General features: G+C 68.9%; 32 protein-coding genes. 22 read left to right on the top strand and 10 right to left on the bottom strand.

The features are described from left to right. Positions 1-28: 28 nt before the first annotated feature. On the bottom strand, positions 29-217 hold the full coding sequence (locus E0500_RS07305) for a hypothetical protein (RefSeq protein WP_131563285.1): 189 nt from the start codon (positions 215-217) through the stop codon (positions 29-31). A 129-nt stretch (positions 218-346) separates the two neighbouring features. Here E0500_RS07305 and E0500_RS07300 point away from each other — a divergent pair, with 129 nt between their 5' ends. The 6 genes from E0500_RS07300 to E0500_RS07275 all read left to right on the top strand — a co-directional run bounded on the left by E0500_RS07300 (position 347) and on the right by E0500_RS07275 (position 3,330). Further along, a complete protein-coding gene (locus E0500_RS07300) occupies positions 347-1,171 on the top strand; it encodes a helix-turn-helix transcriptional regulator (RefSeq protein ID WP_131563284.1) in 825 nt (274 codons plus the stop codon). Next, positions 1,168-1,371 carry a DUF397 domain-containing protein gene (locus E0500_RS07295; protein ID WP_131563283.1) on the top strand — a complete coding sequence of 68 codons (204 nt, stop codon included), beginning with the start codon at positions 1,168-1,170 and terminating at the stop codon, positions 1,369-1,371. Before E0500_RS07300 ends, E0500_RS07295 begins: the two co-directional genes overlap by 4 nt. Beyond that, positions 1,368-1,583 carry a DUF397 domain-containing protein gene (locus tag E0500_RS07290; protein WP_131563282.1) on the top strand — a complete coding sequence of 72 codons (216 nt, stop codon included), beginning with the start codon at positions 1,368-1,370 and terminating at the stop codon, positions 1,581-1,583. Before E0500_RS07295 ends, E0500_RS07290 begins: the two co-directional genes overlap by 4 nt. A gap of 350 nt (positions 1,584-1,933) precedes the next feature. Then, positions 1,934-2,281: a DUF6247 family protein gene (locus tag E0500_RS07285; RefSeq protein WP_131563281.1), complete on the top strand. Its 348-nt coding sequence runs from the start codon at positions 1,934-1,936 to the stop codon at positions 2,279-2,281. After that, entirely contained in the window at positions 2,278-2,601 is a 324-nt protein-coding gene (locus tag E0500_RS07280) for a hypothetical protein (protein WP_131563280.1), read from the top strand. Before E0500_RS07285 ends, E0500_RS07280 begins: the two co-directional genes overlap by 4 nt. A gap of 81 nt (positions 2,602-2,682) precedes the next feature. After that, entirely contained in the window at positions 2,683-3,330 is a 648-nt protein-coding gene (locus tag E0500_RS07275; RefSeq protein WP_131563279.1) for a DinB family protein, read from the top strand. Between the two features lies 1 nt (position 3,331). Here the strand turns inward: E0500_RS07275 and E0500_RS07270 are convergent, their stop codons facing one another. The 3 genes from E0500_RS07270 to E0500_RS07260 form a co-directional block, all read right to left on the bottom strand. Then, on the bottom strand, positions 3,332-4,813 hold the full coding sequence (locus tag E0500_RS07270; RefSeq protein ID WP_131563278.1) for a cell wall metabolism sensor histidine kinase WalK: 1,482 nt from the start codon (positions 4,811-4,813) through the stop codon (positions 3,332-3,334). Further along, positions 4,810-5,544, bottom strand: coding sequence for a response regulator transcription factor (locus E0500_RS07265; protein WP_131563277.1), 735 nt, complete (start codon positions 5,542-5,544; stop codon positions 4,810-4,812). Before E0500_RS07265 ends, E0500_RS07270 begins: the two co-directional genes overlap by 4 nt. A 108-nt stretch (positions 5,545-5,652) precedes the next feature. Next, complete coding sequence (locus tag E0500_RS07260; RefSeq protein WP_131563276.1) at positions 5,653-6,702, bottom strand: S1C family serine protease; 1,050 nt, start codon at positions 6,700-6,702, stop codon at positions 5,653-5,655. A gap of 338 nt (positions 6,703-7,040) precedes the next feature. Here E0500_RS07260 and E0500_RS07255 point away from each other — a divergent pair, with 338 nt between their 5' ends. Beyond that, entirely contained in the window at positions 7,041-8,924 is a 1,884-nt protein-coding gene (locus tag E0500_RS07255; protein ID WP_131563275.1) for a trypsin-like serine protease, read from the top strand. Positions 8,925-9,019: 95 nt separating this feature from the next. Here the strand turns inward: E0500_RS07255 and E0500_RS07250 are convergent, their stop codons facing one another. Continuing rightward, on the bottom strand, positions 9,020-10,042 hold the full coding sequence (locus E0500_RS07250) for a LacI family DNA-binding transcriptional regulator (protein WP_131563274.1): 1,023 nt from the start codon (positions 10,040-10,042) through the stop codon (positions 9,020-9,022). 97 nt (positions 10,043-10,139) lie between these two features. Then, entirely contained in the window at positions 10,140-10,928 is a 789-nt protein-coding gene (locus E0500_RS07245) for a response regulator transcription factor (RefSeq protein ID WP_131563273.1), read from the bottom strand. A gap of 314 nt (positions 10,929-11,242) precedes the next feature. On the opposite strand from E0500_RS07245, the gene E0500_RS07240 reads away from it, so the two are divergent. From E0500_RS07240 to E0500_RS07230, 3 genes are read left to right on the top strand one after another with little or no spacing between them, the layout of a single operon-like run. Further along, positions 11,243-12,181 carry an alpha/beta hydrolase gene (locus tag E0500_RS07240; RefSeq protein WP_131563272.1) on the top strand — a complete coding sequence of 313 codons (939 nt, stop codon included), beginning with the start codon at positions 11,243-11,245 and terminating at the stop codon, positions 12,179-12,181. Between the two features lie 36 nt (positions 12,182-12,217). Next, positions 12,218-12,472: a MoaD/ThiS family protein gene (locus E0500_RS07235; RefSeq protein ID WP_131563271.1), complete on the top strand. Its 255-nt coding sequence runs from the start codon at positions 12,218-12,220 to the stop codon at positions 12,470-12,472. A 7-nt stretch (positions 12,473-12,479) separates the two neighbouring features. Further along, complete coding sequence (locus E0500_RS07230) at positions 12,480-13,742, top strand: hypothetical protein (RefSeq protein WP_131563270.1); 1,263 nt, start codon at positions 12,480-12,482, stop codon at positions 13,740-13,742. A gap of 33 nt (positions 13,743-13,775) precedes the next feature. On the opposite strand, the gene E0500_RS07225 is transcribed toward E0500_RS07230, so the two are convergent. Beyond that, positions 13,776-14,096, bottom strand: coding sequence for a GYD domain-containing protein (locus tag E0500_RS07225; RefSeq protein WP_131563269.1), 321 nt, complete (start codon positions 14,094-14,096; stop codon positions 13,776-13,778). Between the two features lie 331 nt (positions 14,097-14,427). Here E0500_RS07225 and E0500_RS07220 point away from each other — a divergent pair, with 331 nt between their 5' ends. The 6 genes from E0500_RS07220 (at position 14,428) to E0500_RS07200 (ending at position 17,681) form a co-directional block, all read left to right on the top strand. Beyond that, on the top strand, positions 14,428-15,162 hold the full coding sequence (locus E0500_RS07220) for a DUF2993 domain-containing protein (protein ID WP_131563268.1): 735 nt from the start codon (positions 14,428-14,430) through the stop codon (positions 15,160-15,162). Between the two features lie 208 nt (positions 15,163-15,370). Then, positions 15,371-15,451 (top strand): putative leader peptide, encoded by an 81-nt coding sequence (locus tag E0500_RS45360; RefSeq protein WP_350962106.1) that lies wholly within the window; start codon positions 15,371-15,373, stop codon positions 15,449-15,451. A 163-nt stretch (positions 15,452-15,614) separates the two neighbouring features. After that, a complete protein-coding gene (locus E0500_RS07215) occupies positions 15,615-16,460 on the top strand; it encodes a sulfurtransferase (protein WP_131563267.1) in 846 nt (281 codons plus the stop codon). Positions 16,461-16,532: 72 nt separating this feature from the next. Beyond that, entirely contained in the window at positions 16,533-16,820 is a 288-nt protein-coding gene (locus tag E0500_RS07210; protein WP_131563266.1) for a DUF1416 domain-containing protein, read from the top strand. A 206-nt stretch (positions 16,821-17,026) separates the two neighbouring features. Further along, on the top strand, positions 17,027-17,284 hold the full coding sequence (locus E0500_RS07205) for a DUF3099 domain-containing protein (protein ID WP_152866828.1): 258 nt from the start codon (positions 17,027-17,029) through the stop codon (positions 17,282-17,284). A 13-nt stretch (positions 17,285-17,297) separates the two neighbouring features. Further along, the gene (locus tag E0500_RS07200) at positions 17,298-17,681 is read left to right on the top strand and encodes a VOC family protein (protein ID WP_131563264.1); all 384 of its coding nucleotides are present in this window, start codon (positions 17,298-17,300) and stop codon (positions 17,679-17,681) included. Positions 17,682-17,742: 61 nt separating this feature from the next. On the opposite strand, the gene E0500_RS07195 is transcribed toward E0500_RS07200, so the two are convergent. Beyond that, entirely contained in the window at positions 17,743-18,105 is a 363-nt protein-coding gene (locus E0500_RS07195; RefSeq protein ID WP_131563263.1) for a DsrE family protein, read from the bottom strand. 252 nt (positions 18,106-18,357) lie between these two features. Between E0500_RS07195 and E0500_RS07190 the strand changes: the two genes are divergently transcribed. The 3 genes from E0500_RS07190 to E0500_RS07180 all read left to right on the top strand — a co-directional run bounded on the left by E0500_RS07190 (position 18,358) and on the right by E0500_RS07180 (position 20,483). Beyond that, complete coding sequence (locus tag E0500_RS07190; protein ID WP_131563261.1) at positions 18,358-18,933, top strand: FABP family protein; 576 nt, start codon at positions 18,358-18,360, stop codon at positions 18,931-18,933. A gap of 136 nt (positions 18,934-19,069) precedes the next feature. Then, on the top strand, positions 19,070-19,507 hold the full coding sequence (locus E0500_RS07185) for a Fur family transcriptional regulator (protein ID WP_131563260.1): 438 nt from the start codon (positions 19,070-19,072) through the stop codon (positions 19,505-19,507). A 10-nt stretch (positions 19,508-19,517) separates the two neighbouring features. After that, on the top strand, positions 19,518-20,483 hold the full coding sequence (locus E0500_RS07180) for a folate-binding protein YgfZ (protein ID WP_131563259.1): 966 nt from the start codon (positions 19,518-19,520) through the stop codon (positions 20,481-20,483). Between the two features lie 25 nt (positions 20,484-20,508). Here E0500_RS07180 and dtd read toward each other — a convergent pair whose 3' ends face one another. Next, entirely contained in the window at positions 20,509-20,934 is a 426-nt protein-coding gene (gene dtd, locus E0500_RS07175) for a D-aminoacyl-tRNA deacylase (RefSeq protein WP_131563258.1), read from the bottom strand. A 278-nt stretch (positions 20,935-21,212) separates the two neighbouring features. On the opposite strand from dtd, the gene E0500_RS07170 reads away from it, so the two are divergent. Continuing rightward, a complete protein-coding gene (locus E0500_RS07170; protein ID WP_131563257.1) occupies positions 21,213-21,833 on the top strand; it encodes an AmfC protein in 621 nt (206 codons plus the stop codon). Between the two features lie 588 nt (positions 21,834-22,421). Next, entirely contained in the window at positions 22,422-23,324 is a 903-nt protein-coding gene (locus E0500_RS07165) for a GntR family transcriptional regulator (RefSeq protein ID WP_131563256.1), read from the top strand. A gap of 82 nt (positions 23,325-23,406) precedes the next feature. Here the strand turns inward: E0500_RS07165 and E0500_RS07160 are convergent, their stop codons facing one another. Continuing rightward, positions 23,407-23,595: a hypothetical protein gene (locus E0500_RS07160; protein ID WP_131563255.1), complete on the bottom strand. Its 189-nt coding sequence runs from the start codon at positions 23,593-23,595 to the stop codon at positions 23,407-23,409. Between the two features lie 234 nt (positions 23,596-23,829). On the opposite strand from E0500_RS07160, the gene E0500_RS07155 reads away from it, so the two are divergent. Further along, the gene (locus E0500_RS07155; protein ID WP_131563289.1) at positions 23,830-24,708 is read left to right on the top strand and encodes a GntR family transcriptional regulator; all 879 of its coding nucleotides are present in this window, start codon (positions 23,830-23,832) and stop codon (positions 24,706-24,708) included. The last annotated feature ends 29 nt before the right edge of the window (positions 24,709-24,737 follow it).

Genomic DNA, 24,737 nt, shown 5'->3' with positions numbered 1-24,737 from the left:
ACGAGTGGCCGTACCTCGTCGTGGGATGTCATACGGCGACCTCCACTCCATGCCACCGCCGCAGCCTGCGCTCACGCTGCGGGGCAGTCAACGTCCGTTCAGCGTCGCTGTGTTGGTCCGGTACGGCACGGTGGCGTCCCTGCGTGGGCAGCAGGATCCGCACCAGGGCCAGCAGGAGTGACTCGCAGAGTTCGGCGATGGCCATGCGTACGCGCATGTCGGCGCCCTTCCTCGGTGGGGGTGACGAGCGGTGATTACCGTTCGTGCTCTGATCGTCACTGCTTGCACGTACGCTGCGGAAGGGGGTCGGCGTTGTCTGCGGCCCCAGGCAACGGTGAGGGGTGAGGTGGGCGAAGTGGTTGACGCGGAACGGGAGTCGGGGCGGGCCGTACTGGGACGGACGCTCAAGTTCCTGCGGGAGAAGGCCGGGAAGTCGCTGGGGCAGTTGGCCGACGAGACGGGCTACGACAAGAGCTACCTGTACCGGCTGGAGGCGGGCGAGCGGCTGTCCAAGGTGACCGTCATGGAGGACCTGGACGGGTATTACGGGTCCGGTGACCTGCTGGTTCACCACTGGAAGGCGGCGCGGCTGGACGCGTTCAAGGACCAGTACAAGCGGTTCATGGAGCTGGAGGCGACGGCGCGGGTCATGCGGAAGTTCACGCTCGGCGTACCAGGTCTCTTGCAGACGGAGGACTTCGCACGAGAGGTGTTGTCTGGGGCCCAGGCAACGGCTGACGGAGACGAACTGGTCGAGGAACGGGTGGCGGCAAGGCTAGGTCGGCAGTACCTCTTGCGGCAGAAGCCGGAGCCCAACGTCCGGTTCATTGTGGACGAGGCTGCACTTCGGCGACCGGCGGCCCGCGCCGAGACGTGGCACGACCAGTTGGTTCACATTGAGGCCGTTGCGATGTGGCCCAACGTGGTGCTCCAAGTCCTTCCGTTTTCGGCGGGCGTTCACCACCACATGACGGGGTCGCTGACGCTGCTCTGGCAGGAGGATGGAAGCGCCGTTGCCTACAAGGAAGGCAACGGTTGCAGCCAGCTGGACGAGGATCCGGACGAGGTCCTGCGGCTCCGACTGTCCTACGATCGGCTCCGCGACCTGGCGCTGTCCCCGTCGGACTCGCTGGCGTTCATCAGGGGCCTACTGGAGGAGCACAGATCATGACGCACACTCCCGATCTCAGCACCGCTGCATGGCGCAAGTCGAGCTACAGCGAAGGGGGAGACAATGACTGTGTCGAGTTGGCTGACGGCTACCCCGGCATAGTCCCCGTCCGTGACAGCAAGACCCCGACGGCCCGCCCGCTGGTCTTCTCGGCCGCGTCTTGGGGCGCGTTCGTGCTGAGTGTGAAGGACGTCGCGTGACCCCCGACCTCACCACAGCCGTGTGGCGCAAGTCGTCCTACAGCGACGGGGGAGACAACAACTGCGTCGAGGTCGCCGACGGCTACCCCGGCATAGTCCCGGTCCGCGACAGCAAGACTCCTACGGCCCGCCCCCTGGTCTTCTCGGCGTCGTCCTGGTTCGCGTTCATGGACGGCGTCAAGGGCGAGGCGGGTGCGCACACCTGCGGGTGAAGCGGGCGAGAAACCGAGACGGGGAGGGGTGCGGCCCGGTCACGGTGATCCCATGCAAGAGATCACGACCACAGACCCCCCTCGGCGGCTCAGCAGCTCACCACCGATCAGCTCGCCGAACGTGTCGCCGCCACCCGCGAGACACTGCGCGAGCGGATGGGCTGCCCGCTGACTGACGAGGAACTCGATCAAGGGCCGGACGTACTGGCCAACCTGTACGCCCTGGCCGCTGAGAAGATGCGCGCCCAAGGCCAGCTGCCTCCGCCTGAGTGGGTGCGCGGACAATCCGCGCGGGGACGGTGAGCGCGGTTATGGTCGTACACACGGCGCGTCGAAGGAGGACATCGATCATGGCTGCCCACGCTGCGGAACTCGATCCCGTCGTCCCCCCCATGCCCGAGCGGAACCCGAAGGCGCTGTATGAGGCCATCGCCGAGCACGCTCCCGAGCTCCTCCCTGATTTCGACGCGCACTGGAAGCGGGCCATCGGCGACACGTTTGACCTTGGTCCGGTACCGGCATTCGTGGCCCGCTGGTGGGTCGAGTACGCGATTGCCCGTGATCCCAAGCTCGACGCTCACCTGCACGACCTGGAGCACCGGGCGGCGGAGTCCACCGACTTCGCCGAGGCCAAGGCCCTCCTCGAAGAGGCGTCGAGGATCCGCCACAAGGCGCTGAGGACGGAGCCCGGCGAGTGACCGACGAGTTCATGGGGCCGCCCTGGCAGATGGACTGGAGGCTCGATGCCCTCGCTGCACGCGATGCGCTGCCGGACCACGTTCGTGAGATGGTCGACGCGGCGCGTGCTGAGCTGGTCACAGCGAAGGACCCGTACTTCCGAGGCATCGAAACCGATGCAGATCTGCCTGACGGCATGTGGGTCGAGCCAGCACGGTCAAGCAAGCCCAAGGGCGCTCACGTGTTCTACCTGGACCACGGACACGGCTGGCTCACCTACACCTTCGTGCCGCGCACAGAAGACCCACAGATCATCGTGGAGCAGGTCTTCTGGCATTGAGCGGTGAGTTCGGCTCGCACCGCTTCCGCCGCTCAGAATAAGGGCGGGCGACAAAGATCGCCCGCCCGTCACACTGACCCCATGACCACCTCGGAAACCGCATCGCAAACCGCCGCACCGGACCCCAAAGCCGACCTTCACCGCTACCTCCAGGAAGCCCGCGACGCCCTGCTCTGGAAGCTCGACGGGCTCTCGGAGTACGACGTCCGCCGCCCGATGACGCCGACCGGTACCAACCTCCTGGGCCTGGTCAAGCATGTGGCGAGCGTGGAGCTGGGGTATCTCGGCGAGACCTTCGGGCGGCCGTCCGGCGAGCCGATGCCCTGGCTCGATGAGGGGGCCGAGGTCAACGCGGACATGTGGGCCGCCGCCGACGAGTCACGCGAGTACATCGTGGGGCTCTACCGCCGGGCGTGGGCGCATGCCGACGCGACGATCGACGCGCTGGCGCTCGACACGATCGGCAGGGTGCCGTGGTGGCCGAGCGAGCGCAACGAGGTGACGCTGCACCACGCCGTGGTGCGGGTGATTGCCGACACGCAGCGGCATGCCGGGCACGCCGACATCGTGCGGGAACTCATCGATGGCGCTGTGGGCGAGAAACAGGGCAACAACAGCATCCCGTCCGGGGACCCGGAGTGGTGGGAGAGCTATCGAAGCCGGCTGGAGCGCGTGGCCAGGCAGTCATCCGCCCAGGACCAGGACCAGGACCAGGACGCCCAGGAGTAGCTCAGGGGAGTTCGGGCGGCGGCGTGGGCGCCCCCGGCAGTCGTACGGTCGCCAGGGTGCCTCCGCCCTCGGCTCGCGCCAGGGTCACCTCGCCGCCCGCCTGCCCGACCGTGCGGGCCACGATCGACAGGCCCAGGCCCGAGCCCGGCAGCGCCCGCGCGCTCTGGGAGCGCCAGAAGCGGTCGAAGACATGGGGGAGTTCCTCGGCGGGGATGCCGGGGCCGTGGTCGCGGACCGTCAGAACGCCGGCCGCCAGGGTCACCTCGATCGTGCCGCCCTCGGGGCTGAACTTCACGGCGTTGTCGAGGATGTTGACGATCGCCCGCTCCAGGGCCGCCGGTTCGGACCGTACGTACCAGGGGTCGAGGGCCGAGGTGATCGTCAGCTCCGGGCCGCGCAGGCGGGCGCGCCGCAGCGCCGACTCCACCGTGTCCTGGAAGTCCACCACCTGTACGCGGTCGCCGTGCTGCGCGTTGTCCGAGCGGGACAGCTCCTGAAGGTCGCCGATCAGGGAGGCCAGTTCCGTCATCTGCGCCTTGACCGAGGCGAGCAGCGCCTTGCGGTCCGCCTCGGGGATCGGACGGCCCGTCTCCTCGCTGCGGGTGAGCAGCTCGATGTTCGTGCGCAAGGACGTGAGCGGTGTGCGGAGTTCGTGGCCCGCGTCCGCGATGAGCTGTTGTTGCAGGTCCCGGGAGTCGGCCAGGGCGCTCGTCATCGAGTTGAACGAGCGCGACAGGCGCGCGATCTCGTCCTCGGCGTCGTCCTCCACGGGGATACGGATGGTCAGGTCCTCGGTGCGGGCGATGTGCTCGGCGGCGTCGGTGAGCTTGTCGACGGGGCGCAGGGCGGCGCGGGCCACGAACAGGCCCGTCGCTCCGGCGCCCGCGACGCCGATGCCGGAGACGAGGAGGAGCAGGAGGGCGAGGTCGTTGAGGGTTTTCTGGGTGTTCTCGAGAGGCGTGGCGACGACGAGCGCGTAGCCCTCGTACGGCACCTGATCCGCCAGACCCTGACTGACGACGAGCGGCAGCGTCATGACCCGCACGGTGTCGCCGTTGCCGTCGGTCCCGTTGCGGAACGTGAGCTCGTCGTACTTCGGGTGTCGGGCCACGTCCTTGTCGCTGTCGGCGATCTTCACGACGCCGGCGGAGTTCGAGAACACGCACATGGTGCCGTCCGTGCCGACGACCTGGAAGTACATGGACTTGGGCTGGGGGCCAAAACCGGGGCCGTCGCCCTGGGACTGCTCGTTCGGCTCCTGCGGGCACGTCTGGATGAGGGTGCGCGCGTCGTCGGCCGTCGTCACCGGCCTGTGCGCGACCCGCTGCAGGTCACCGTCCACCTCGTCGTACAGCTTCTCCTGCACCACGAACCAGCAGCTCACCGAGACCGCCGCCACGGCGAACGCCACCGCCGCCGCGACCAGCAGCGAAAGCCGTGCCCTCAGGGGGAGCGACCGGTACCGGCGTAGGACGTTCCTCACTCCACCCCACCCGACCGCAGCACATAACCCACCCCGCGCACGGTGTGCACGAGGCGGGGCTCGCCGCCCGCCTCCGTCTTGCGGCGGAGGTACATGACATACACGTCCAGCGAGTTCGAGCTCGGCTCGAAGTCGAAGCCCCAGACCGCCTTGAGGATCTGCTCACGGGTGAGCACCTGGCGCGGGTGGGCCATGAACATCTCCAGCAGCGTGAACTCCGTACGGGTCAGCTCGACGGCCCGGCGCCCGCGGGTGACCTCACGGGTCGCGAGGTTCATCCGCAGGTCGGCGAAGGTGAGCGACTCGTCCTGCTGGGCCGCGGCGGCCACGGCGGCGGCGTACGAGTTGCGGCGCAGCAGCGCACGGATGCGGGCGAACAGCTCGTCCAGCTCGAACGGCTTGACCAGGTAGTCGTCGGCCCCGGCGTCGAGCCCGGTGACACGGTCGCCGACCGTGTCGCGGGCCGTCAGCATCAGGATGGGGGTCGTGTTGCCCGCGCCCCGGATACGGCGGGCTGCGGTGAGCCCGTCCATCCGGGGCATCTGGATGTCCAGGACGACCAGATCGGGCTGGTACGCGGTCGCCTTCTCCAGGGCGTCGGCGCCGTCCACGGCCGTCTCGGTCCCGTACCCCTCGAAGGCCAGGCTGCGCTGGAGTGCTTCGCGCACGGCCGGTTCGTCGTCGACGATCAGGATGCGCTGGGGTTCACGGTCGCCTTCGGCGGGGCTCATGGTGTGTGTCGTTCCTCGGGTGCGCTGGGACGTGTCGGCTGTGTCGGGCGCCTTCAGCCTCGCATGTCCGGGGTCCTGGCGGGGGTGACGGCCGTCTCGGGGAGCGGCTCAGCTGTCGGAACCGCCGGCCCGCAGCGTGCTCAGGTCGGACTTCACCGTGTTGATCGGGATGGCGAAGCCGAGGCCGACGCTGCCGGCGTCGGAGGAGGACTGGGCCGCCGAGTACATCGCCGAGTTGATGCCGATGATGTTGCCGTTCATGTCGATCAGCGCGCCGCCGGAGTTGCCCGGGTTCAGTGAGGCGTCGGTCTGTATCGCCTTGTACGTCGTCGTGGACGAGCCGGGGTCACCGTTGAACTGCTGCCCGCCGAACTCGAACGGCCAGTTGCCGCCACCGCCCTGACCGCCCTGCTGTTGCTGCTGCCCGTCGCCCGTGGCGACCGTGACGTCCCGGTCGAGCGCGGAGACGATGCCGCTGGTGACCGTGCCGGTCAGGCCCTCGGGGGAGCCGATCGCCACGACCTGCTCGCCGACCTGGACGTTGCCGGAGTTGCCGAGCGTGGCCGCCTTCAGACCGGAGGCGTTCACCAGCTTGATCAGCGCGAGGTCCTTCTTGCTGTCGGTGCCGATGACCCGGGCCTTGTACGACTTGCCGGTGCTGGTCGTCACCTTGACCGAGGAGGCGTCGGCGACGACGTGGTTGTTGGTGATGATCTCGCCGTCCTGGGTGATGATCACGCCCGAACCGGTGGACTCACCGGCGTTCGAGCTCGCGTTGATCTCCACGATGCTGGGGCTCACCGCCTTGGCGACCCCGGCGACGGTGCCCTTCTGGCTCGCGGGCACGACACTCGTGGCAGTCGTGGTGCTGCTGGAGGCCGCGGTGTTCGTGCCGGTCAGCTCCTGGATGCCGTACGCGGTGCCGCCGCCGATCGCGGCCGCGACGATCGCCACGGCCGCGAGCAGGGCCATGGGACCGCGGGCGCGCTTCCCGGCGGCGTTCGACGGCGCCTGGGGCTGGTAGGTCGGCGGGGGCGGCGGGGGCGGCCATTCCGGGTTCACCCGGGAGGCGGAGGCTTGCTGCTCGGGGTACGCGGGGTGCTGTCCGTGACCCTGGGGGTTCTCGTACTCGCCGCTGCGGCGGAAGCTCTCGTCCATGTCTCCGAGCTTGGCGCGCGTCCATGAGACGTTCCTGAGTGCCGGCTGAGAAGCCCGACAGAAGCTCGTATGCCCGATGTAAGGACGTGTGGGCAGGTTAACGGCTGGTGGCCGTGACATGAGGTCTCGGAAGGTGTCGGGCGAACTCTTGTTTGGATACTGGGGTAGCGGTGCGCACAGGGACATTTGGTGCCTATGATCATCCGCGCCGGAGGGGGGCTCCGCGGTATCGCCACCTGCGTACGTCATGACCACGTCATGCGCAGCGCAGGTCTGGCCTGCGCGTTGTCCGGCCCTTCTCGGGCCCCAGACGACACCACGCACCCCAGGAGCCCTGAGTGATACGTGCCCCGCGCGGCCGCCACAGACGTGCAGTCACGGCACTGCCCGCGGCCGCCCTCGCGCTGGCGCTGAGCTGCGCCGGCGCACTCGCGACGCCCGCGAGCGCGGCCGACGGACCGGCCACCCTGCCCGACCCGGGCACCGCCCGGCAGCAGATCGCCGGCCCGAGGCCCACCGCCTCCGACGCCGAACTGCGCGAACGAGCCGCAGAGGCAGCCAAGGCGGAAGCGGCGAAGGAAGAGGCGGCGAAGGAAGCAGCGGCCAAGGAGGGAGCGGCCAAGGCGGGCGAGAAGCCCTCCGACTCCGCCAGTTCCTCCGCATCCCCCGACTCCCCCGACTCCCCCGACTCCACGGACTCTTCCAAGTCCTCCGAGCAGCAGTCCCCGTTCATCATCGGCGGCACCGAGACGACGATCTCCAGCGCCCCGTGGATGGTCCAGCTCTACTACTACGACGAGGCCGCCGACCAGAGCTACTTCTGCGGTGGCACGCTCGTCGCCCCGAACAAGGTCCTCACCGCCGCCCACTGTGTGGCGGGCCTGGACTGGCAGCAGTTCGGTTCCGTGGTCTCGGGAACCACCGACCTGCTCGACGGCTCCACGGGCACCGTCGCCGGCGTGTGGCGCCAGTGGAACCACCCGAAGTACGACGAGTCGACCATCAAGAACGACGTCGCCGTCCTCACCCTGGACCGCCCCCTGGAGCAGGCCTGGCTGCGCCTGGCGGCCTCCAACGACAGCTCGCTCTACACCCCCGGCACCACCGGCACGGTGTACGGCTGGGGCCTGACCTCCGGCGGCGCGGACGCCGAGCTGTCCCCGAAGCTCCGCAAGGCGAGCCTCAAGGTGGTCGCGGACTCGACCTGCAACACCGCCATGCGGAACGTGCTCGGCGAGGACCTCTTCGCCGAGGGCTCGATGATCTGCGCGGGCACCCCGGCCACCGGCGGCGACGCGGGCACCATCAGCCCCTGCAACGGTGACTCCGGCGGCCCGCTGGTCGTGAACGGCAAGATCATCGGCATCGTCTCCTGGGGTGTCCAGGGCTGCACCGGCGAGGGCGCCTACCCCGTCTTCACCAAGGTCTCCTCGTACACCTGGGCGGCCCAGCCGCGCATCGACGACACCGACCTGAGCTACGACGGCCGCGCCGACCTGCTGGCCCGCACGCCGTCGGGCAACCTGTTCCAGCAGGACAGCAAGGGCACGTCGCTCGCGACCCGCGCGTACCAGGGCAACGGCTGGGAGTACGCCAGCTGGGCCATGCAGGCCGATCTGGACCGGGACTTCTACCAGGACCTGATCATCCGCGACAAGACGGACGGCAAGCTGTACCGCAGCTACCTGGACCACTCCACCTGGGAGTGGACCTGGATGCAGATCAGCTCGGTCTGGGGCGGCTACAAGTCGTACGCCATCCCCGGCGACCTGACCGGTGACGCCCGCCCCGACCTGGTCGCCCTGGACGCGGACGGCTCGGTCTACCTCTACCCGGGCAAGGGCAACGGCCAGTTCAACAGCAAGATCAAGGTCGTCTCCGGTGCCTGGAAGGGCATGAAGCTGATGGGACGCGGCGACCTGACCGGCGACGGCAAGGCCGACCTGCTGGTCCGCTACCCGGACGGCACCCTGTACCTCTACTCCGGCACGGGCAAGGCCTCGGCCCCCTGGTCGTCCCGCATCAAGGCCCGCACCGGCTGGAACTTCACCTCCTACGTCACCAACGGCGACGTGAACGGCGACGGCATCGCCGACGTCATGGCCCGCGACTCGGGCGGCACCCTGTGGCTGTACCGCGGCACGGGCAAGGCGTCCAGCGACCTGTTCTCGTCGAGGATCAGCCTGGGCACGGGCTTCAACCAGTACAACTTGATGTTCTGAGCCCACCCGGAGGCGCCGTCCGAGCGCTCCCGGAAAAGCCGGTGGCCCCCGCATCCCCTTCGGGACGCGGGGGCCACCGGCTTCTTCCCACAGTGCTACTCACACCCGCAGGACCGCCGCACAACCAACCGCGACGGAAACAGCTTCACCCGCTCACGACGCGACCCGGCCACCCGAAGCCCGTCGTCCAGCACGAGATCGACCGCCGCACGCGCCATCGCCGGACGGTCCGACGCCACAGTCGTCAGCGGCGGATCGGTCAACCCCGCTTCCTTCACGTCGTCGTACCCGGCGACCGCCAGCTCCCCGGGCACATCGATCCGCAGCTCCCGCGCGGCCCGCAGCACACCGATCGCCTGGTCATCGGTGGAACAGAAGATCGCGGGCGGCCGACGGGGCCCGGAGAGCAGCTCCAGAGCGACCTCGTACGCGTCGTAGCGGTTGTACGGCGCCTCGAAGAGCCGTCCTTCCGTAGAGATCCCGGCATCGGACATCGCGCGCCGCCACCCCTCGACGTGGTCGGAGACGGGGTCACCGACCAGCGGGGTCTCCGCGATGCCGCCCACACAGGCCACGTACTCGTTCCCGTGCTCCAGCAGGTGCCGCACGGCCTCCTGCGCGCCCCCGATGTCGTCGGTCACGACCGCGACGTCGTCGATCGCCTCGGGATGCTCGTGCAGCAGCACCACCCGCGCGTCCCACGCCTCGATCTCGGCCGCGGCGTTGTCGCTGAGCGCGTGGCTGACGAGGATCAGCCCGGAGACCCGCATCCCGAGGAAGGCCCGCAGATAGTGGACCTCGCGCTCGGCGACGTAGTCCGAGTTGCCGACGAGGACCATCTTGCCGCGCTCGGCGGCCGCCTGTTCGACCGCGTGCGCCATCTCGCCGAAGTACGGCTGGCGCGCGTCCGGCACGATCAGGCCTATGAGCTCCGTCCGCCGCGAGGCCATGGCCTGGGCGACCCGGTCGGGCCGGTACCCCAGTTCCTTGATCGCGGCGAGGACACGCTCGCGCGTGGCCGGGGCGACCGGCCGGGGTCCGTTGTTGATGACATAGCTGACGACGGCGGTGGAAGTCCCCGCCAACCGCGCCACGTCATCCCTAGTCACCTTGGCCACGCGCGGAGTCTACGCGGATTGCAATGCTCTGGGCAGGGCGTACCGATCCCAAGCCGGCGCCAACCCGCGCGGCGGCCCCGTACGCCCCACGCCAGTGCTACGCGTCCGCGGCCACCTCGGCGGTCTCCGCCACGTTCAGGTGCGCCGTCTCGTCCGCATCCTCCGGCTTTGGCCGGGCCGCCGCGGCCTTCGGCTCGTCCTTGCTCCGGTCCGCCTTTTCCGGAGTAACGAATCGATAACCGACGTTCCGGACGGTCCCGATCAGCGACTCGTGCTCCGGTCCGAGCTTCGCGCGCAGCCGTCGTACGTGGACGTCGACGGTCCGCGTACCGCCGAAGTAGTCGTAGCCCCAGACCTCCTGCAGCAGCTGGGCGCGCGTGAAGACGCGGCCCGGGTGCTGGGCGAGGTACTTCAGGAGCTCGAACTCCTTGAAGGTCAGGTCGAGGACGCGTCCCTTGAGCTTGGCGCTGTAGGTCGCCTCGTCCACCGACAGGTCGCCGTTGCGGATCTCCATGGGGGAGTCGTCGCTGACGATCTGCTGGCGGCCCATGGCGAGCCGCAGCCGTGCCTCGACCTCCGCCGGACCGGCGGTGTCGAGCAGCACGTCGTCGATGCCCCAGTCGGCGGTGACGGCCGCGAGGCCGCCCTCGGTGACGACGAGGATGAGGGGGCAGCCGGGCCCGGTCGAACGCAGCAGCTGGCACAGGCTGCGGACCTGGGGGAGGTCCCGGCGGCCGTCGATGAGGATGACATCGGCGCCGGGGGTGTCGACGAGGGCGGGGCCTTCCGCCGGAGCCACTCGCACGTTGTGCAGGAGCAGACCGAGAGCGGGAAGCACCTCCGTCGACGGCTGGAGGGCGTTGGTCAGGAGCAGCAGAGAGCTCATCGCACCCCACCTGCCCAGGTCGTCGTCTTCGGATCGTGCACGGATCGCTCGCCCATAACGTCTGGTTCCTCCTCGGTCCCTGCGAGGACGTTTACGGCACTGCCTGGTACTGCTGGGTACTGCCCGTTGCGTGCTCGGTGCGGTGCGAATCGCCGCCCTCGGGATCCGCGTATGCGATCGATGCCCCGTACACCTGCGGTTTCCCGCTTCGTATACAACGCTTCCGAAAGCACAAAAGGACCCGGGGGCTACGCTGCCCGAGTCCTCTGCCCAGCAGAATAGCCCACAAGAGCACTGGTCCGGCAGGTCATGTGATGCGTTCCCCCTCCTTTCCGAACTCTGAGACGGCCTCTCGTGCCCCTTTCCGGAGGTTTCTGCGCACGCTCGACGGCGTGACGATCGATTCCGTATACGAGCCGGCATCTCTTGTATACGAAGCCGAATACGACGCCCGAAGGCCACCTTCCCGTGACCTGGTGTTCGTCGTCGCCCATGGCTTCACGGGCGATCTGGAGCGCCCGCACGTACGCCGGGTGGCGCGCGCCCTCGCCCGGCACGGAGCCGTGGTGACCTTCTCCTTCCGCGGCCACGGGGCCTCGGGCGGACGCTCCACGGTCGGCGACCGCGAGGTGCTCGACCTGGCGGCGGCGTGCGCCTGGGCACGGGAACTCGGGCACACACGCGTGGCCACCGTCGGCTTCTCGATGGGGGGCTCGGTGGTACTGCGGCACGCGGCGCTGCACGGCCGCGCGGCGCACGAGGGGCGCACGGAGGCACGTACGGACGCGGTACGTACGAATGGGGTACCCACGGACGCGGCACGTGCGGACGCGGCACGTGCGGATGCGGCGGGTACGGATGCGGTCGTCTCGGTCAGTGCGCCCGCCCGCTGGTACTACCGGGGCACGGCTCCCATGCGGCGGCTGCACTGGCTGGTGACCCGGCCCCTGGGCCGCGCGGTCGGCCGCTACGGACTGCGCACCCGCATCCACCACCGCGAATGGGACCCGGTGCCCTCGTCCCCCGTGGAGTCGGTCCCCCTGATCGCCCCGACCCCCCTCCTCATCGTCCACGGCGACCGTGACGGCTACTTCCCGGTGGACCATCCGCGGATGCTGGCCGCGGCGGCCGGCGACCACGGCGAACTCTGGCTGGAGCCGGGGATGGGCCACGCGGAGCACGCGGCGGACGACGGGCTGCTGAGGCGGATCGGCGCATGGGCGGCGGCAGCCGCATTCCAGGCCTCCCGATAGCCTGACCGTGTTCACCACAACCGATCGAGGGACGAGATGGCAAAGGGCACGGTGCGCTACTGGGCAGCCGCCAAGGCCGCCGCGGGCGTCGCCGAGGAGCCGTACGACGCGGTCACGCTCGCCGAGGCACTGGACGGGGTCCGCGAGCAACACCCCGGCGAACTGGTCCGCGTCCTGCGGCGATGCTCGTTCCTCATCGACGGTGACCCCGTGGGCACCCGCGGACATGAGACGGTACGGCTGGCCGAGGGCGGCACGGTCGAGGTGCTCCCACCGTTCGCAGGAGGGTGACGCGATCATGAGCAACCAGCCGTACGGCGCCCCGTACGAGGGGTACGACCCGTATCAGCAGCAGCCGGGCCACCACCATCAGCAGGGCCACCATCAGCAGGGCCACCAGCCGCAGCCGGGTTACCAACAGCCCGACTGGCAGGGGCACGACGAGACGCAGGCCGCCCAGGCCCAGCAGTACACCCAGCAGTGGGAGGGCCAGACCTGGGAGACCCAGGCGCACATGCCGGTTGCCCCGGCGGACGTGACGGAGACGGCGTACCTGCCGCCGCAGAGCCCTGTTCAGCCGCCGGCTTCCGGCATGGCCGCACAGCAGGCAGGGCCGGGCCACCAGCAGTACGCACCCCAGCAGCCCCCGTCATACGAGCCCCAGCAGCCCTCGTCCCATGGCGGAACCCCGTCCCATGGCGGAGCCTCGTCCCATGGCGGAACCGCCACTCCGGCTCCCGCGCAGTCCGCCACCGCCCCGGAAGCACCGGCCTTCGGCCCTCCCACGCTCACCGGCAACGCCCGCGTGACCGACGCCCAGCGCGCTCGCGCCGAGGGCCGGTCGCCGATCATCGAGCCCGGGGCGCAGCCCGCGCTGATCACCGCCGTACTGGGGGCGCTGCTCTCGGGGGCGGCGGTGATCGGCCAGTACGCGCTCGTCGTCCCCCTGGTGATCCTCCAGGCCGTGACCGCGGCCGGCTGGTTCCGGCTGAACGGCATGTGGCCCGCCCGGCAGGGCATCGCGCTGGCCTTCGCGGGCGCGGTGACGGCGGACGTGGTGCTGCTGGTGGCGGGTCGGGAGAACGCGCCTGCCGCGATCCTCGGCACGCTCGGCGTCTGGGTGCTGCTGACCCTGGTCCTCCAACTGCGCAGCCACGCCGACCCGGACGAGCGCATGTACGGCCTGATGGCCACGGTCACGTCGGCCGCACTGTCGATCATCGCCGCCGGGCATCTTGCGGCAACGCCGGACGCGGTGTCCGTGGGCGCCGGGGCGGTGGCCGTGGCGATCGTGGTCCGCGCGCTGCCCCTGCCCACGGTGGTCTCCGTGGCGGCCGCCCTCCTGGCGGGCGCGGGCGCCGGCCTCGTGCTCGCCGGCATGACCGGGGTCGGCACGCAGGGCGCCTTCCTCGGCCTCGGGGCCGCAGTCTGCGCCCTGATCGGCCACCGCGTCGCCAGCTACGACTACCCGTCCCGCTTCGTCCACATGACGGCGGGCGTGGCCCTGCCCCTGACGGCTGCGGCCCCCGTGGTGTACCTGCTGGGGCGGGCGCTGGGGTAGGGCAGGGGGCGCGGGCCCACGAGTCCGGCCGCCTTACTTGCCGGGGGCGCGGAAGCTCACCTGCCGGCGGGCGGCCTCGTCGATCTCGTCGAGGGTGAGCAGAGGGGTGGCCCGGGTGTGGACGGCGCCGCTGGCCTTGACGGTGAGGCTGACGGCGGCCATGGCGACCGGGTCGGGGAAGTCGACGATGATCACGGTGTCGTCCTCTCCGAAGGCGAAGTACATGGCCTCGACCTTCCCGCCGAGGCCGGTCACGATCTGCTCGACGGCGGCGCGCCGGCCACTCGCGCCTTCGCTGAGCAGACCCTTCGTGCCCTCGGTCGTGTAGGTGGACTGAATGAGGAATTTCGGCATGGGAACGCTCCCTGATCTTCCTGATCTTCCTGATCTCCGACTGTCCGGTACGGAGAATGGGCTTCCCGCTCTCGCATCGGTCGCCGCTCACCGGACGGCCAGATTCACCCGTTGGAAGCCGAACCTCTTTCCGCTGATCGCGGCCACTTGATCAACAAGCCCGCAAACAGCGCACCGGCCGAGCCGGGTCCGGATTACGCTCGCACCCGACGGCCACCCAGGTCGTCGACGACCTGGGTGGCCAACGAGCAACGACCAACGACCGACGACTGCAGACCAACGACCGACGACTGCCGACCGCCAAGTGGAAAGCGTGGGGGAACACCGAGACATGCGCGCACTGCGAATACTTCTCATCATCGCCGTGGTCCTGGGCGGCCTGTTCGTGATCGCGGACCGGGTCGCGGTCAACTTCGCCGAGGACCAGGCCGCGCAGAAGGTGCGGACCACCGAGGGCCTGTCCACCGACCCGGACGTGTCCATCAAGGGCTTCCCCTTCCTCACGCAGGTCGCGAGCGGCGAACTGGACGACGTCCAAGTCGGCATCGAGGACTACGAGGCGGCCACGGGCCCCGGCACCGCGAAGATCCGTATCTCGGACCTGAAGGCCGACATGCGCGGCGTCGTCTTCGCCGCGGACTACGGCTCGGCCACCGCGCGGAGCGCCACGGGCACCGCCACCATCCCGTACGACGAGCTCCTCAGGGCCGCGAAGTCCGAGCCCACCGATGTGAGCCCCGGTGTCTCCGGCCAGGTCGTCGGCCTCTCCGCCGGCGGCGACGGCAAGATCAAGGTCGAGGTCGAGGCCACCGTCTTCGGCAACAAGCTGCCCAGGCCGGTCTCCGTGCTCAGCACGGTCAGCGTCAAGGGCGACACCGTCGAGGTACGCGCGGACTCCATCCCCGACCTGGGCATCGACCTCGCCGAGAACACGCTCCGCTCGGTCACCGACTTCCAGCAGAAGATCGACGACCTCCCCGGCGGCATCAAGCTCGACAAGGTCGAGGGCGGTAACGATGGTGTGGAGATCACGGTGAAGGGTTCGGACGTGAAGCTGGCGGGGTAGCACGGTCCATCGGGCAGGGCTGTACGGCACCGGTGTCCGAAAGACGAGACGCCGCCGTCCGTACAGCAGATGTGACGGTTGCCAAGCCGGTCCGGAATCCCGGCGCCACCCGCCTCCGGGGCTCATCCATCCCGCATCCCGGACGATCGCATCTCACTATGTGAAGCACCGGTGACACGCCCGCCCGTCCGTCCTTACGATCGCAGTCATGAAGCGACAGGCGGATCTCACGAAGCGGCGGGCAGTAGACCTGTGCCGCGTCGCCGCCATGCTCTGTCGCGCTGTCTGACCGGGAGTGCCGCCTCCCGGTTCCCCGGCCCTCGAACTGACCCAGGGCCACCCGTGCGCCGCACAGGCCGGCCGGTTCCATGGCCCCCATGGCCCGGGCCGAGCGCCCGCACCTGAAATCTCTACGCACAGTCCCGCCGCAACTGCCCCGGAGGAGAAAGAGCATGAGCCGCAGCGACGTCCTGGTTGACGCCGACTGGGTCCAGGAGCGCCTGGACGACCCGACGATCGCCATCGTCGAGGTCGACGAGGACACGTCCGCGTACGAGAAGAACCACATCAAGAACGCCATCCGGATCGACTGGACGAAGGACCTCCAGGACCCGGTACGCCGCGACTTCATCGACCAGGAGGGCTTCGAGAAGCTCCTGTCGGAGAAGGGCATCGCCAACGACACCACGGTGATCCTCTACGGCGGCAACAACAACTGGTTCGCCTCGTACGCCTACTGGTACTTCAAGCTGTACGGCCACGACAACGTCAAGCTCCTCGACGGCGGCCGCAAGAAGTGGGAGCTGGACGCCCGCGAGCTGGTCGACGGCTCCGAGGTGCCCGAGCGCGCGAAGACCGAGTACAAGGCCAAGCCGCAGGACACCTCGATCCGCGCCTTCCGTGACGACGTGGTCGCCGCGATCGGTGCGCAGAACCTGGTCGACGTCCGCTCGCCCGACGAGTTCTCGGGCAAGCTGCTCGCTCCGGCGCACCTGCCGCAGGAGCAGTCGCAGCGTCCGGGGCACGTCCCGAGCGCCCGCAACATCCCGTGGTCCAAGAACGCCAACGACGACGGCACCTTCAAGTCGGACGACGAGCTCAAGGAGCTCTACGCCGAGGAGAGCGTGGACCTGGCCAAGGACACCATCGCCTACTGCCGGATCGGCGAGCGCTCCGCGCTCACCTGGTTCGTGCTGCACGAGCTGCTCGGCGTGGAGAACGTCAAGAACTACGACGGCTCCTGGACCGAGTACGGCTCCCTCGTCGGCGTGCCGATCGAGCTCGGCGCCAACAAGTAAGCAATCCGCGAGCAAGCAACCTCGCACACAACCACCCGACCGACCCTCTGGTCAGAACCTCTGGAGAAACACATGTGTGGAGCGAAGGCCGGCGGGCCGGACGCCTCGACGATCAAGCCCGGTGAGACCACCATCCAGGGCCAGGTGACCCGTAACGGCGAGCCGGTGGTCGGCTACGTCCGTCTCCTGGACTCGACGGGCGAGTTCACCGCCGAGGTGCCCACCTCGGCCACCGGACAGTTCCGGTTCTACGCGGCCGAGGGCACCTGGACCGTGCGTGCCCTCGTCCCCGGCGGCACCGCCGACCGCACGGTGGTCGCCCAGACGGGCGGCCTGGCGGAGGTCGCGATCGCCGTCTGACCCTGTCTGACAGGTCTGTCTGACAGGTCTGACAGGTCTGACAGGTCTGACGGCACCGATGGCATCGACTGTCGAAGGGCCGCGCCCCACGGGTTGAACCCCGGGGCGCGGCCCTGCCCGTACCCGGCCCACACCCCGGCGCCCCGGGGACACTCCCCGCCTCCCCGGGCCTGCCCTGGACCCGGGCCCCGGCCTACCCTGGACGTATGTACGCGCGACGGCGTCGCCTCTACTTCGCCATGATGGGGACGTGTGTGGTGCTCTTCGTCCTGGCCTGGGGAGTCGTGCGGCTCTGGTCGGTTCCGGTGGCCGTGGGCATGTGCGTGGTGGCGATGGTGATCCCGCCGCTGGCCGCGATGGTCGCCAACCGCCGCGGGCCCGACGACCGCTGGTGGGACGACCCCTCCGGTGACCCGCAGTCCGACGAGTGGTGGGACGAGCTGGACGGGAAGAAGCGCCGGTAGTACCAAGGTGTCCATGCCACGCGCGAAGGTGTCCACCGTTGTGCTCGACGCGCACGACGCACATGAACTGGCCGACTTCTACGCACGGTTGCTGGGGTACGAGGTGCGGGAGGACGAGCCGCACTGGGTGCTCATCGGCCCGCCGGACGGTGACGGCGTCCCGCTCTCCTTCGAGACCGAGCCCGAGTACGTTCGCCCCGTCTGGCCGACCAGGAAGCCCGGCGACCAGCAGATGATGCTGCACCTGGACATCGAGGTCGACGACCTGGAGGGCGAGACGGCCCGGGCGGTCGCCGAGGGTGCCGTACTCGCCGACTTCCAGCCCCAGGACGACGTACGGGTGCTGTTCGACCCGGCCGGACACCCCTTCTGCCTGTGGGTGCGGACCGAGGACTGAGCCGCTGAACCGCCGTCTCAGTGGACGAGCGTCAGCAGGCGTCAGTGAGCATCAGCAGGTGTCAGTAGACGAGCGCCTGCGTCCCGTCCGCCATCGACTCCTGGACGAAGACCTGGGCGCCCGCGATGCGCACGCCCTCGATGACGTCCTTCTCGGTGATGTCGCGGCGGGCAGCGCACTGGGTGCACAGGGTGAGGCTGCCGCCCGCCAGGACCGAGTCGATCAGGTCGGGGAGCGGGGCGGCGTGCGGGAGCTCGAACTCGGCGGCTCGGCCCGGCAGCGCGAACCACGAGGACTCGCCGGTCAGCCACAGGGAGACATCGACACCGCTGGCCACGGCCACCGCCGCGACGGTGAAAGCCTGCGAGCAGCGCTCGGGGGCGTCCGCCCCGGCCGTCACCTTGATCACGAGCTTCTTCGGCATGCCCGCATGGTAGTTCCAACGCCGGCTCCCGCGCTGAGCCGTACCTGACGGAAAGGGCCCGAACCCAGCCGCGTAAGCTGGGGAGCGGCCCTGTATGTACCACCCTCTCCGCTCAATCGAGGAGCACCCCGTGGAGATCTTCTTCGAAGTCCTGCTGGCCCTTGTCTGCGTCGGCGTCCTCGCCTTCGCCGGGCTGACCGTGAAGAAGCTGTACCAGGGCCAGCGCTGACCCACGTCCAGGAACTTTCTCTCATGATCGAGATTCCGTCCGACCTGCACAAGGACCTCGTCCCGCTCGCCTTCCTGCTCGGCAACTGGGCCGGCGCGGGCGTGCACGACTTCCCCGGCTCGGAGAAGTGCAACTTCGGCCAGGAGGTCACCTTCACCCACGACGGCCGGGACTTCCTGGAGTACCGCTCCCACACCTGGGTGCTGGACCAGGAGGGCAACAAGGTCCGGCCGCTGGAGTCGGAGTCCGGCTTCTGGCGGATCGACGCCGACCGCAAGGTCGAGGTGACGATGGTCCGCCACGACGGTGTCGTCGAGATCTGGTACGGCGAGCTGGCCGCCAAGAAGCCGCAGATCGACCTGGTCACGGACGCGGTCGCGCGCACGGCGGCCTCGGGACCGTACTCGGGCGGCAAGCGGCTCTACGGCTACGTCAAGAGCGACCTGATGTGGGTCGGCGAGAAGCAGACCCCCGAGGTCGAGCTGCGCCCCTACATGTCGGCGCACCTGAAGAAGGTCGTCACCCCGGAGGAGGTCGAGCGCTGGGCCAAGGCCCTGCCCGACGACATGCCGGACGACGGGATCGCCTTCTTCAAGTAGGACGCCAGGTCTTCTCAGGACGACAGGTCCTCAAGTAGGACGCCAGGTCTTCAAGCAGGACACGTCTTCAAGCAGGACACGTCTTCAAGCAGAAGACACCGGATGGACGCGCTCGGGTCGTCCTAGACTTCCTGGTGTGGTGAGCACCGACTGGAAGAGCGACCTCAGGCAGCGCGGCTACCGGCTGACGCCGCAGCGCCAACTTGTCCTCGAAGCAGTGGACACCCTGGAGCACGCGACCCCCGACGACATCCTCGTGGAAGTGAGGAAGACGGCGTCGGGGGTCAACATTTCCACCGTGTACCGGACCCTGGAGCTCCTGGAGGAGCTCGGCCTGGTCTCGCACGCCCATCTCGGGCACGGGGCCCCGACGTACCACCTGGCCGACCGGCACCATCACATCCATCTGGTGTGCCGCGACTGCACGACCGTCATCGAGGCCGACGTCGAGGTGGCCGCCGACTTCAGGGCCAAGCTGCGCGAGACCTTCGCCTTCGACACCGACATGAAGCACTTCGCGATCTTCGGCCGGTGCGAGGGATGTTCCCTGAAGGGTTCAACTACCAAGTCGTAGGCTTGTCCGTATGAAGAGTCCCCTGCTGTCCCTGCCCGGCGCCGTCCCCGCCGAGGGCGTGGACGAAGGCGTAGCCGCCCACTACGGCGACCTGTTCCGCGAGCAGCGCGCCCTCGCCGACGGCACCGGATTCGTGGACCTCTCCCACCGAGGGGTCCTGACCGTCTCCGGTGAGGACCGGCTCAGCTGGCTGCACCTGCTGCTCACCCAGCACGTCAGCGACCTCCCGCCGCACCAGGCCACCGAGGCGCTCGTCCTCTCCGCGCACGGCCATATCGAGCACGCGCTGTACCTGGTGGACGACGGCGAGACGGTCTGGGCGCACGTCGAGCCCGGCACTCAGGACGCGCTGATCGCGTACCTGGAGTCGATGAAGTTCTTCTACCGGGTCGAGGTCGCCGACCGCACCGGTGACTTCGCGGTCGTGCACCTGCCGGCCGGTTCGATCGCCGAGGCCCCGGAGGGCGTCGTCGTCCGTGAGACGCCGTACGGCCGCGATCTCTTCCTGCCGCGTACGGACCTGGAGTCGTACGCGGAGAAGGCCGGCCCGGCGGCCGGGCTGCTCGCGTACGAGGCCCTGCGCGTCGAGGCGCACCGCCCGCGGCTCGGCTTCGAGACCGACCACCGGACCATCCCGCACGAGCTGGGCCTGATCGGCACCGCGGTCCACCTCCAGAAGGGCTGTTACCGGGGCCAGGAGACGGTCGCCCGTGTCCAGAACCTGGGCAAGCCGCCGCGCCGCCTCGTCTTCCTCCACCTCGACGGCAGCGAGGTCCACCTGCCGCCGCGCGGCACGGAGATCCGCCTGGCGGACGACGGTCCCGACGGCCGGAAGATCGGCTTCGTGACCACGTCCGTACGCCACCACGAGCTGGGCCCGGTGGCGCTGGCGCTGGTCAAGCGGAACGTGCCGACGGACGCGCCGTTGATGGCCGACACGACGGCGGCGGCCCAGGAGGTCGTGGTCGAGCCCTGAGGCTCACGTCCACAGCTGCGGCCCCTCACATCTCCAGCAGCACGGTGAACGGGCCGTCGTTCGTCAGGGACACCCGCATCCGGGCGCCGAAGCGGCCCGTGGCCACCGTCGCGCCGAGCGCGCGCAGCTGGGCGACGACCTCGTCGACGAGGGGCTCGGCGACCTCGCCGGGGGCGGCCGCGTTCCAGGTGGGGCGGCGGCCCTTGCGGGCGTCGCCGTACAGCGTGAACTGGCTGATGACGAGCAGCGGCGCGTCGATGTCGCTGCACGACTTCTCGTCGTGCAGCATCCGGACCGACCAGAGCTTGCGTGCGAGTTGGGCGGCCTTCTCCTTGGTGTCGTCATGCGTGACGCCGACGAGTACGCACAACCCCTCGCCCTCGATCGCGCCGACCGTCTCCCCGTCCACGACGACGCTCGCGCCGTCCACCCTCTGTACCACCGCACGCATGGGGACCATGATGCCGTGCGATGACGCGTCACTCGTGCGGGGGTATTGACGGGACCAGGGAAGAGTGCTGACCGCGGTACCGGCAAGCTCGTCCCCGCCACTCGGCCAATGCGGTGACTCGGGCGATCATCGTTAATGATCCTTTTGATTCTTAACCCCGCATCTGGGGCAGATCAGGGGCACTCGGTCACATAGTGGCTACTTGGGGTGGCACGATGCCCGTTGTTGCGGTGCGTGCGTGGGGCGCACCGCGCCGGCTGAGGGGACGGTTGAGACGCATGAGCACTTCGGGTACGAACACCAGTACGGGGCAGCCGCCGGCGCAATGGGCGGAGTGGGTGGAGCGGACCGTCGGGGGCGCTCATCGTCCTCCCGTGCAGCGCACGAACAGCACACCGGTGGCACCCGATCAGTCCAGCCGGGATCTGGCCCTGCTCCGGCTGTCCGAACTGCGGACCCTGCGCCGGGACGCCCAGCGGGACGAGGCCGACCTCAGCTACGTACGGCGGCTGCTCCAGGGGCGCATCGACATCCTGCGGGCCGAGCTGGAGGGGCGGGGCGGGACGGCGGCGCCCGCCGGCCTGGTCGACCGGCTCCCGGAGATCCTCACGGACGCCCCGGCCCGGCATCGCTCCTCGGCCCGCCATGTGACGGTGGGCACCCCGCAGGGTGAGGAGTACCGGGCCCTGGCCTCCGACATGCTCGCCGAGGTCGAGCTGTCCGACCTTCAGGCCCGCACGGACGAGGAGCTGGGCGCGGGCCTGCGCCGTCTCGTCCGCTACGAGCAGCAGATCTCGCGCCGCCGTCAGCAGCTGCAGCGCACGGCCGACGACTGCAGCGCGGAGATCGCCCGCAGGTACCGCGACGGGGAAGCGCAGGTGGACGACCTGCTCCTGTGAGGGGCGTTCTGCGGGGAATGCACCGGAGAACACATGAGGGCGCCGAACTCACCCTCGAAGTCGGTGAGTTGGGCGCCCTGCTGCGTACTGCTGCATAAGTCCAGGCAACCGTGGTGCCTGGGCATCCCGTGAGCGGTGCTCCTTCCGTGCAGGTGGTGCAGTTGGTTCTGCTGTTGCTGGTTCAGGTGTTGGCACTTCTGTGGTGCTGAATCCGTATCCGTAGCTATGCAGTTGTCGTGGCTCCCCATATGAAGTTGTGGTGCCGGTATGCAGTTGTGGCTGTGCTCTTCAGTTGTGACTGTGCTGTTCAACTGTGGCTGTGCTCTTCGGTTATGGCTGTACGTGGCCGGCCGAGCTCCCGGCTCCCCTCCGGAAGGGAGTCCGACCCTGTGCCGCTGATCGCCCACCTGTCGACGGAGTCACCCTCAGCGAATCCTTGGTCACCTGAGGTGACCAACCCCCCGTTAAGTTTGACCATGTTGCTCAAGTTGGCGACCAACTCAACCATAGTTATCTCCGCTTGGAGTCGTCTCATAACCACCTTCTCATGAACTGCCCAAAGATGGCGTGAAGTTGTAATGTTCGGTCGTGGACGGGGAACATGCCGCAGTCAATGGGCGGAAGAAGTCACATCCGCCACAGAGGTCACACCACGAGGTGGCCGACGAGTTGCGCAGCCGGATCAGGTCCGGTGAGCTGAGGCCGGGCCAGCGCATGCCCACTCAGGCCAGGCTGGCCGACGAGTTCGGTGTGGATCGGGGTGCCGTACGCCAGGCGCTGCGCATCCTGCAGTCGGAGCGTTTGCTCACCAACGTTTCCAAGGGCAGTCCTGCCACCGTGGCTGCGATCTCGGGGAAGATGCCGACCGGTCCCGAGGCCCCGCCCCAGCCCACGATGGTGGGGCTCGCCCCACGTATTTCGGCCGCCTTCACCGCACAGCACGTCGAGATCGACGCGCTGTGCCTGACATCGGTCTCGCTGACCCTCGCCATGGGTGAGCCGTTGCGTGAGATTCACGCGGGGCGCATGAAACCGGCCAGGGTCGACGTACGCGTCCTGCTGCCCAGCCGCGACATCGACCTCGCCTTCCCGGCCCCGGTGGACCATTCGTCCGACGGCCGGCTGCAACGCCGCTGGCTCGCACAGCGCAACGCGCAGGGCCAGGTCCTGCGGCACAACCTGTATGCGCTCCGCGCCTCGCACGGCATCGACGTGCACGTTTCGTTCCGCGCGCTCCCCTTCACCCCGCCGGTGAAGCTGTACCTGCTGAACGGTGCGGAGGCGCTCTTCGCGTACTACACCGTCCAGCGCCGGGAGCAGGAGGTGGACAGTGAACAGCTGGAGACGTACGACGCCGAGGGCACTCGGTCGATGCTGTTCGCCTTCGAGCAGGGGGCCGGTTTACGGGACACGACCTTCGTGGAGCAGTCGCACCTGTGGTTCGACGCACTGTGGGGGACGATCAGTTCGGAGCTGCTGCTCACGAACTGATCGTCTGCCGCCGGGGTTTGACGCGGGCTTGAAACCGGCTGACCGGGCTTGACACGGGGATGGTGACTCGGGTCGGCGCTGCTCACAGGGCCGGCCCGGCGACCATCAGGGCCAGCACGACGGCCCCGATGGAGCTGCACGTGGGGCTCTTGGCCTTGAGCCCGATGGTGAGGAGCAGCAGGCCGACGATACCCATGGGGCCGTAGTGCCACTGGACGAACTGCTCGAAACCGACGACGAGGACTGCGGAGAGGAGGGCGAGGACGGGCATGGGTGTTCCCCCTTCGGTGCGTTTCGGTGGAGCGGGGTACGGAACCGGGGTGACGCGGGGCGTCTTTTGCACACGTGCTGCGGGCCGCTAGGTGCCAAGAGGCCGTGAGAGGAGTCAGAACCTCCGCCAACTTCATCAAGTTGGCAACCAACTTCGACTAAGTTATGCCCACTTGGTCGTCATCTACAAACAACTCCAAAACAACTCCCCAAAGATGGAGAGGAGTTGTACGTTTTGGTCGTGACCCAGGAGAACGTTGCAGTGAACGGCAGCAGAAGGCTCTCACCGCAGGAGATCGCGGATGTCCTGCGCGACCGCATACGCGCCGGAGACCTCAAGGCCGGCGACCGCCTGCCCACCCAGGCCGAGCTCGCCGAGGAGTTCGGCGTGGAACGCGGCACGGTCCGCCAGGCGCTGCGCGTGCTCCAGAACGACGGTCTGCTCAGCAACGTGAGCAAGGGCAGCCCGCCCCGTATCGCCGAACCGGCGCCGACCCACGACCAGCCCCGGCCGACGATGGTGGGCCTGGCCCCACGGCTGGCCGAGGCGTTCTCGACCCCTCACGTCCGGATCGACGCGGCGTGTCTCACGGCGGAGACCCTGATGCTGGCCCTGGGTGAGCCCGTCCGTCTGATCCACGAGGGCCGCGTCCGCCCCGAGTCCATCGACGTCCGCATCCTGCTGCCGTCCCGCGACATCAACCTGGCCTTCCCGATCTCCGTCACGGAACACGGGGACGCCGACCCGGTCCACGGACGCTGGCTGGCCCAGCGCAACGCCCAGGGCCACGTCCTGCGCCACAACCTCCGCTCACTGCGCTCCTCGCACGGCATCGACGTGCGTGTCACGTTCCGGGCGCTCCCCTTCACCCCGCCGATGAAGCTGTACCTCATCAACGAGTCGGAGGCGTTGATGGCGTACTACATGATCACTCGCCGTGAGGAGCTGTCGGACGCGGGCACCCTGGACATGTACGACGTCCTGGGCACGGAGTCACTGCTCTTCTCCTTCGAGAAGCGCGCCGGCCGGCGGGACTCCGCGTTCGTGGACGAGTCGCAGAGGTGGTTCAACGCCCTCTGGGAAACCATCACCACGGACCTGACACTCTCCTAGTGACTTCTGATGCGGCGCAGACTGAGTTG

It is taken from the genome of Streptomyces sp. KM273126 (genome assembly GCF_004337435.2).
Taxonomy (GTDB): domain Bacteria; phylum Actinomycetota; class Actinomycetes; order Streptomycetales; family Streptomycetaceae; genus Streptomyces; species Streptomyces acidicola.
This window is presented reverse-complemented; position numbering and strand designations above follow the sequence as displayed.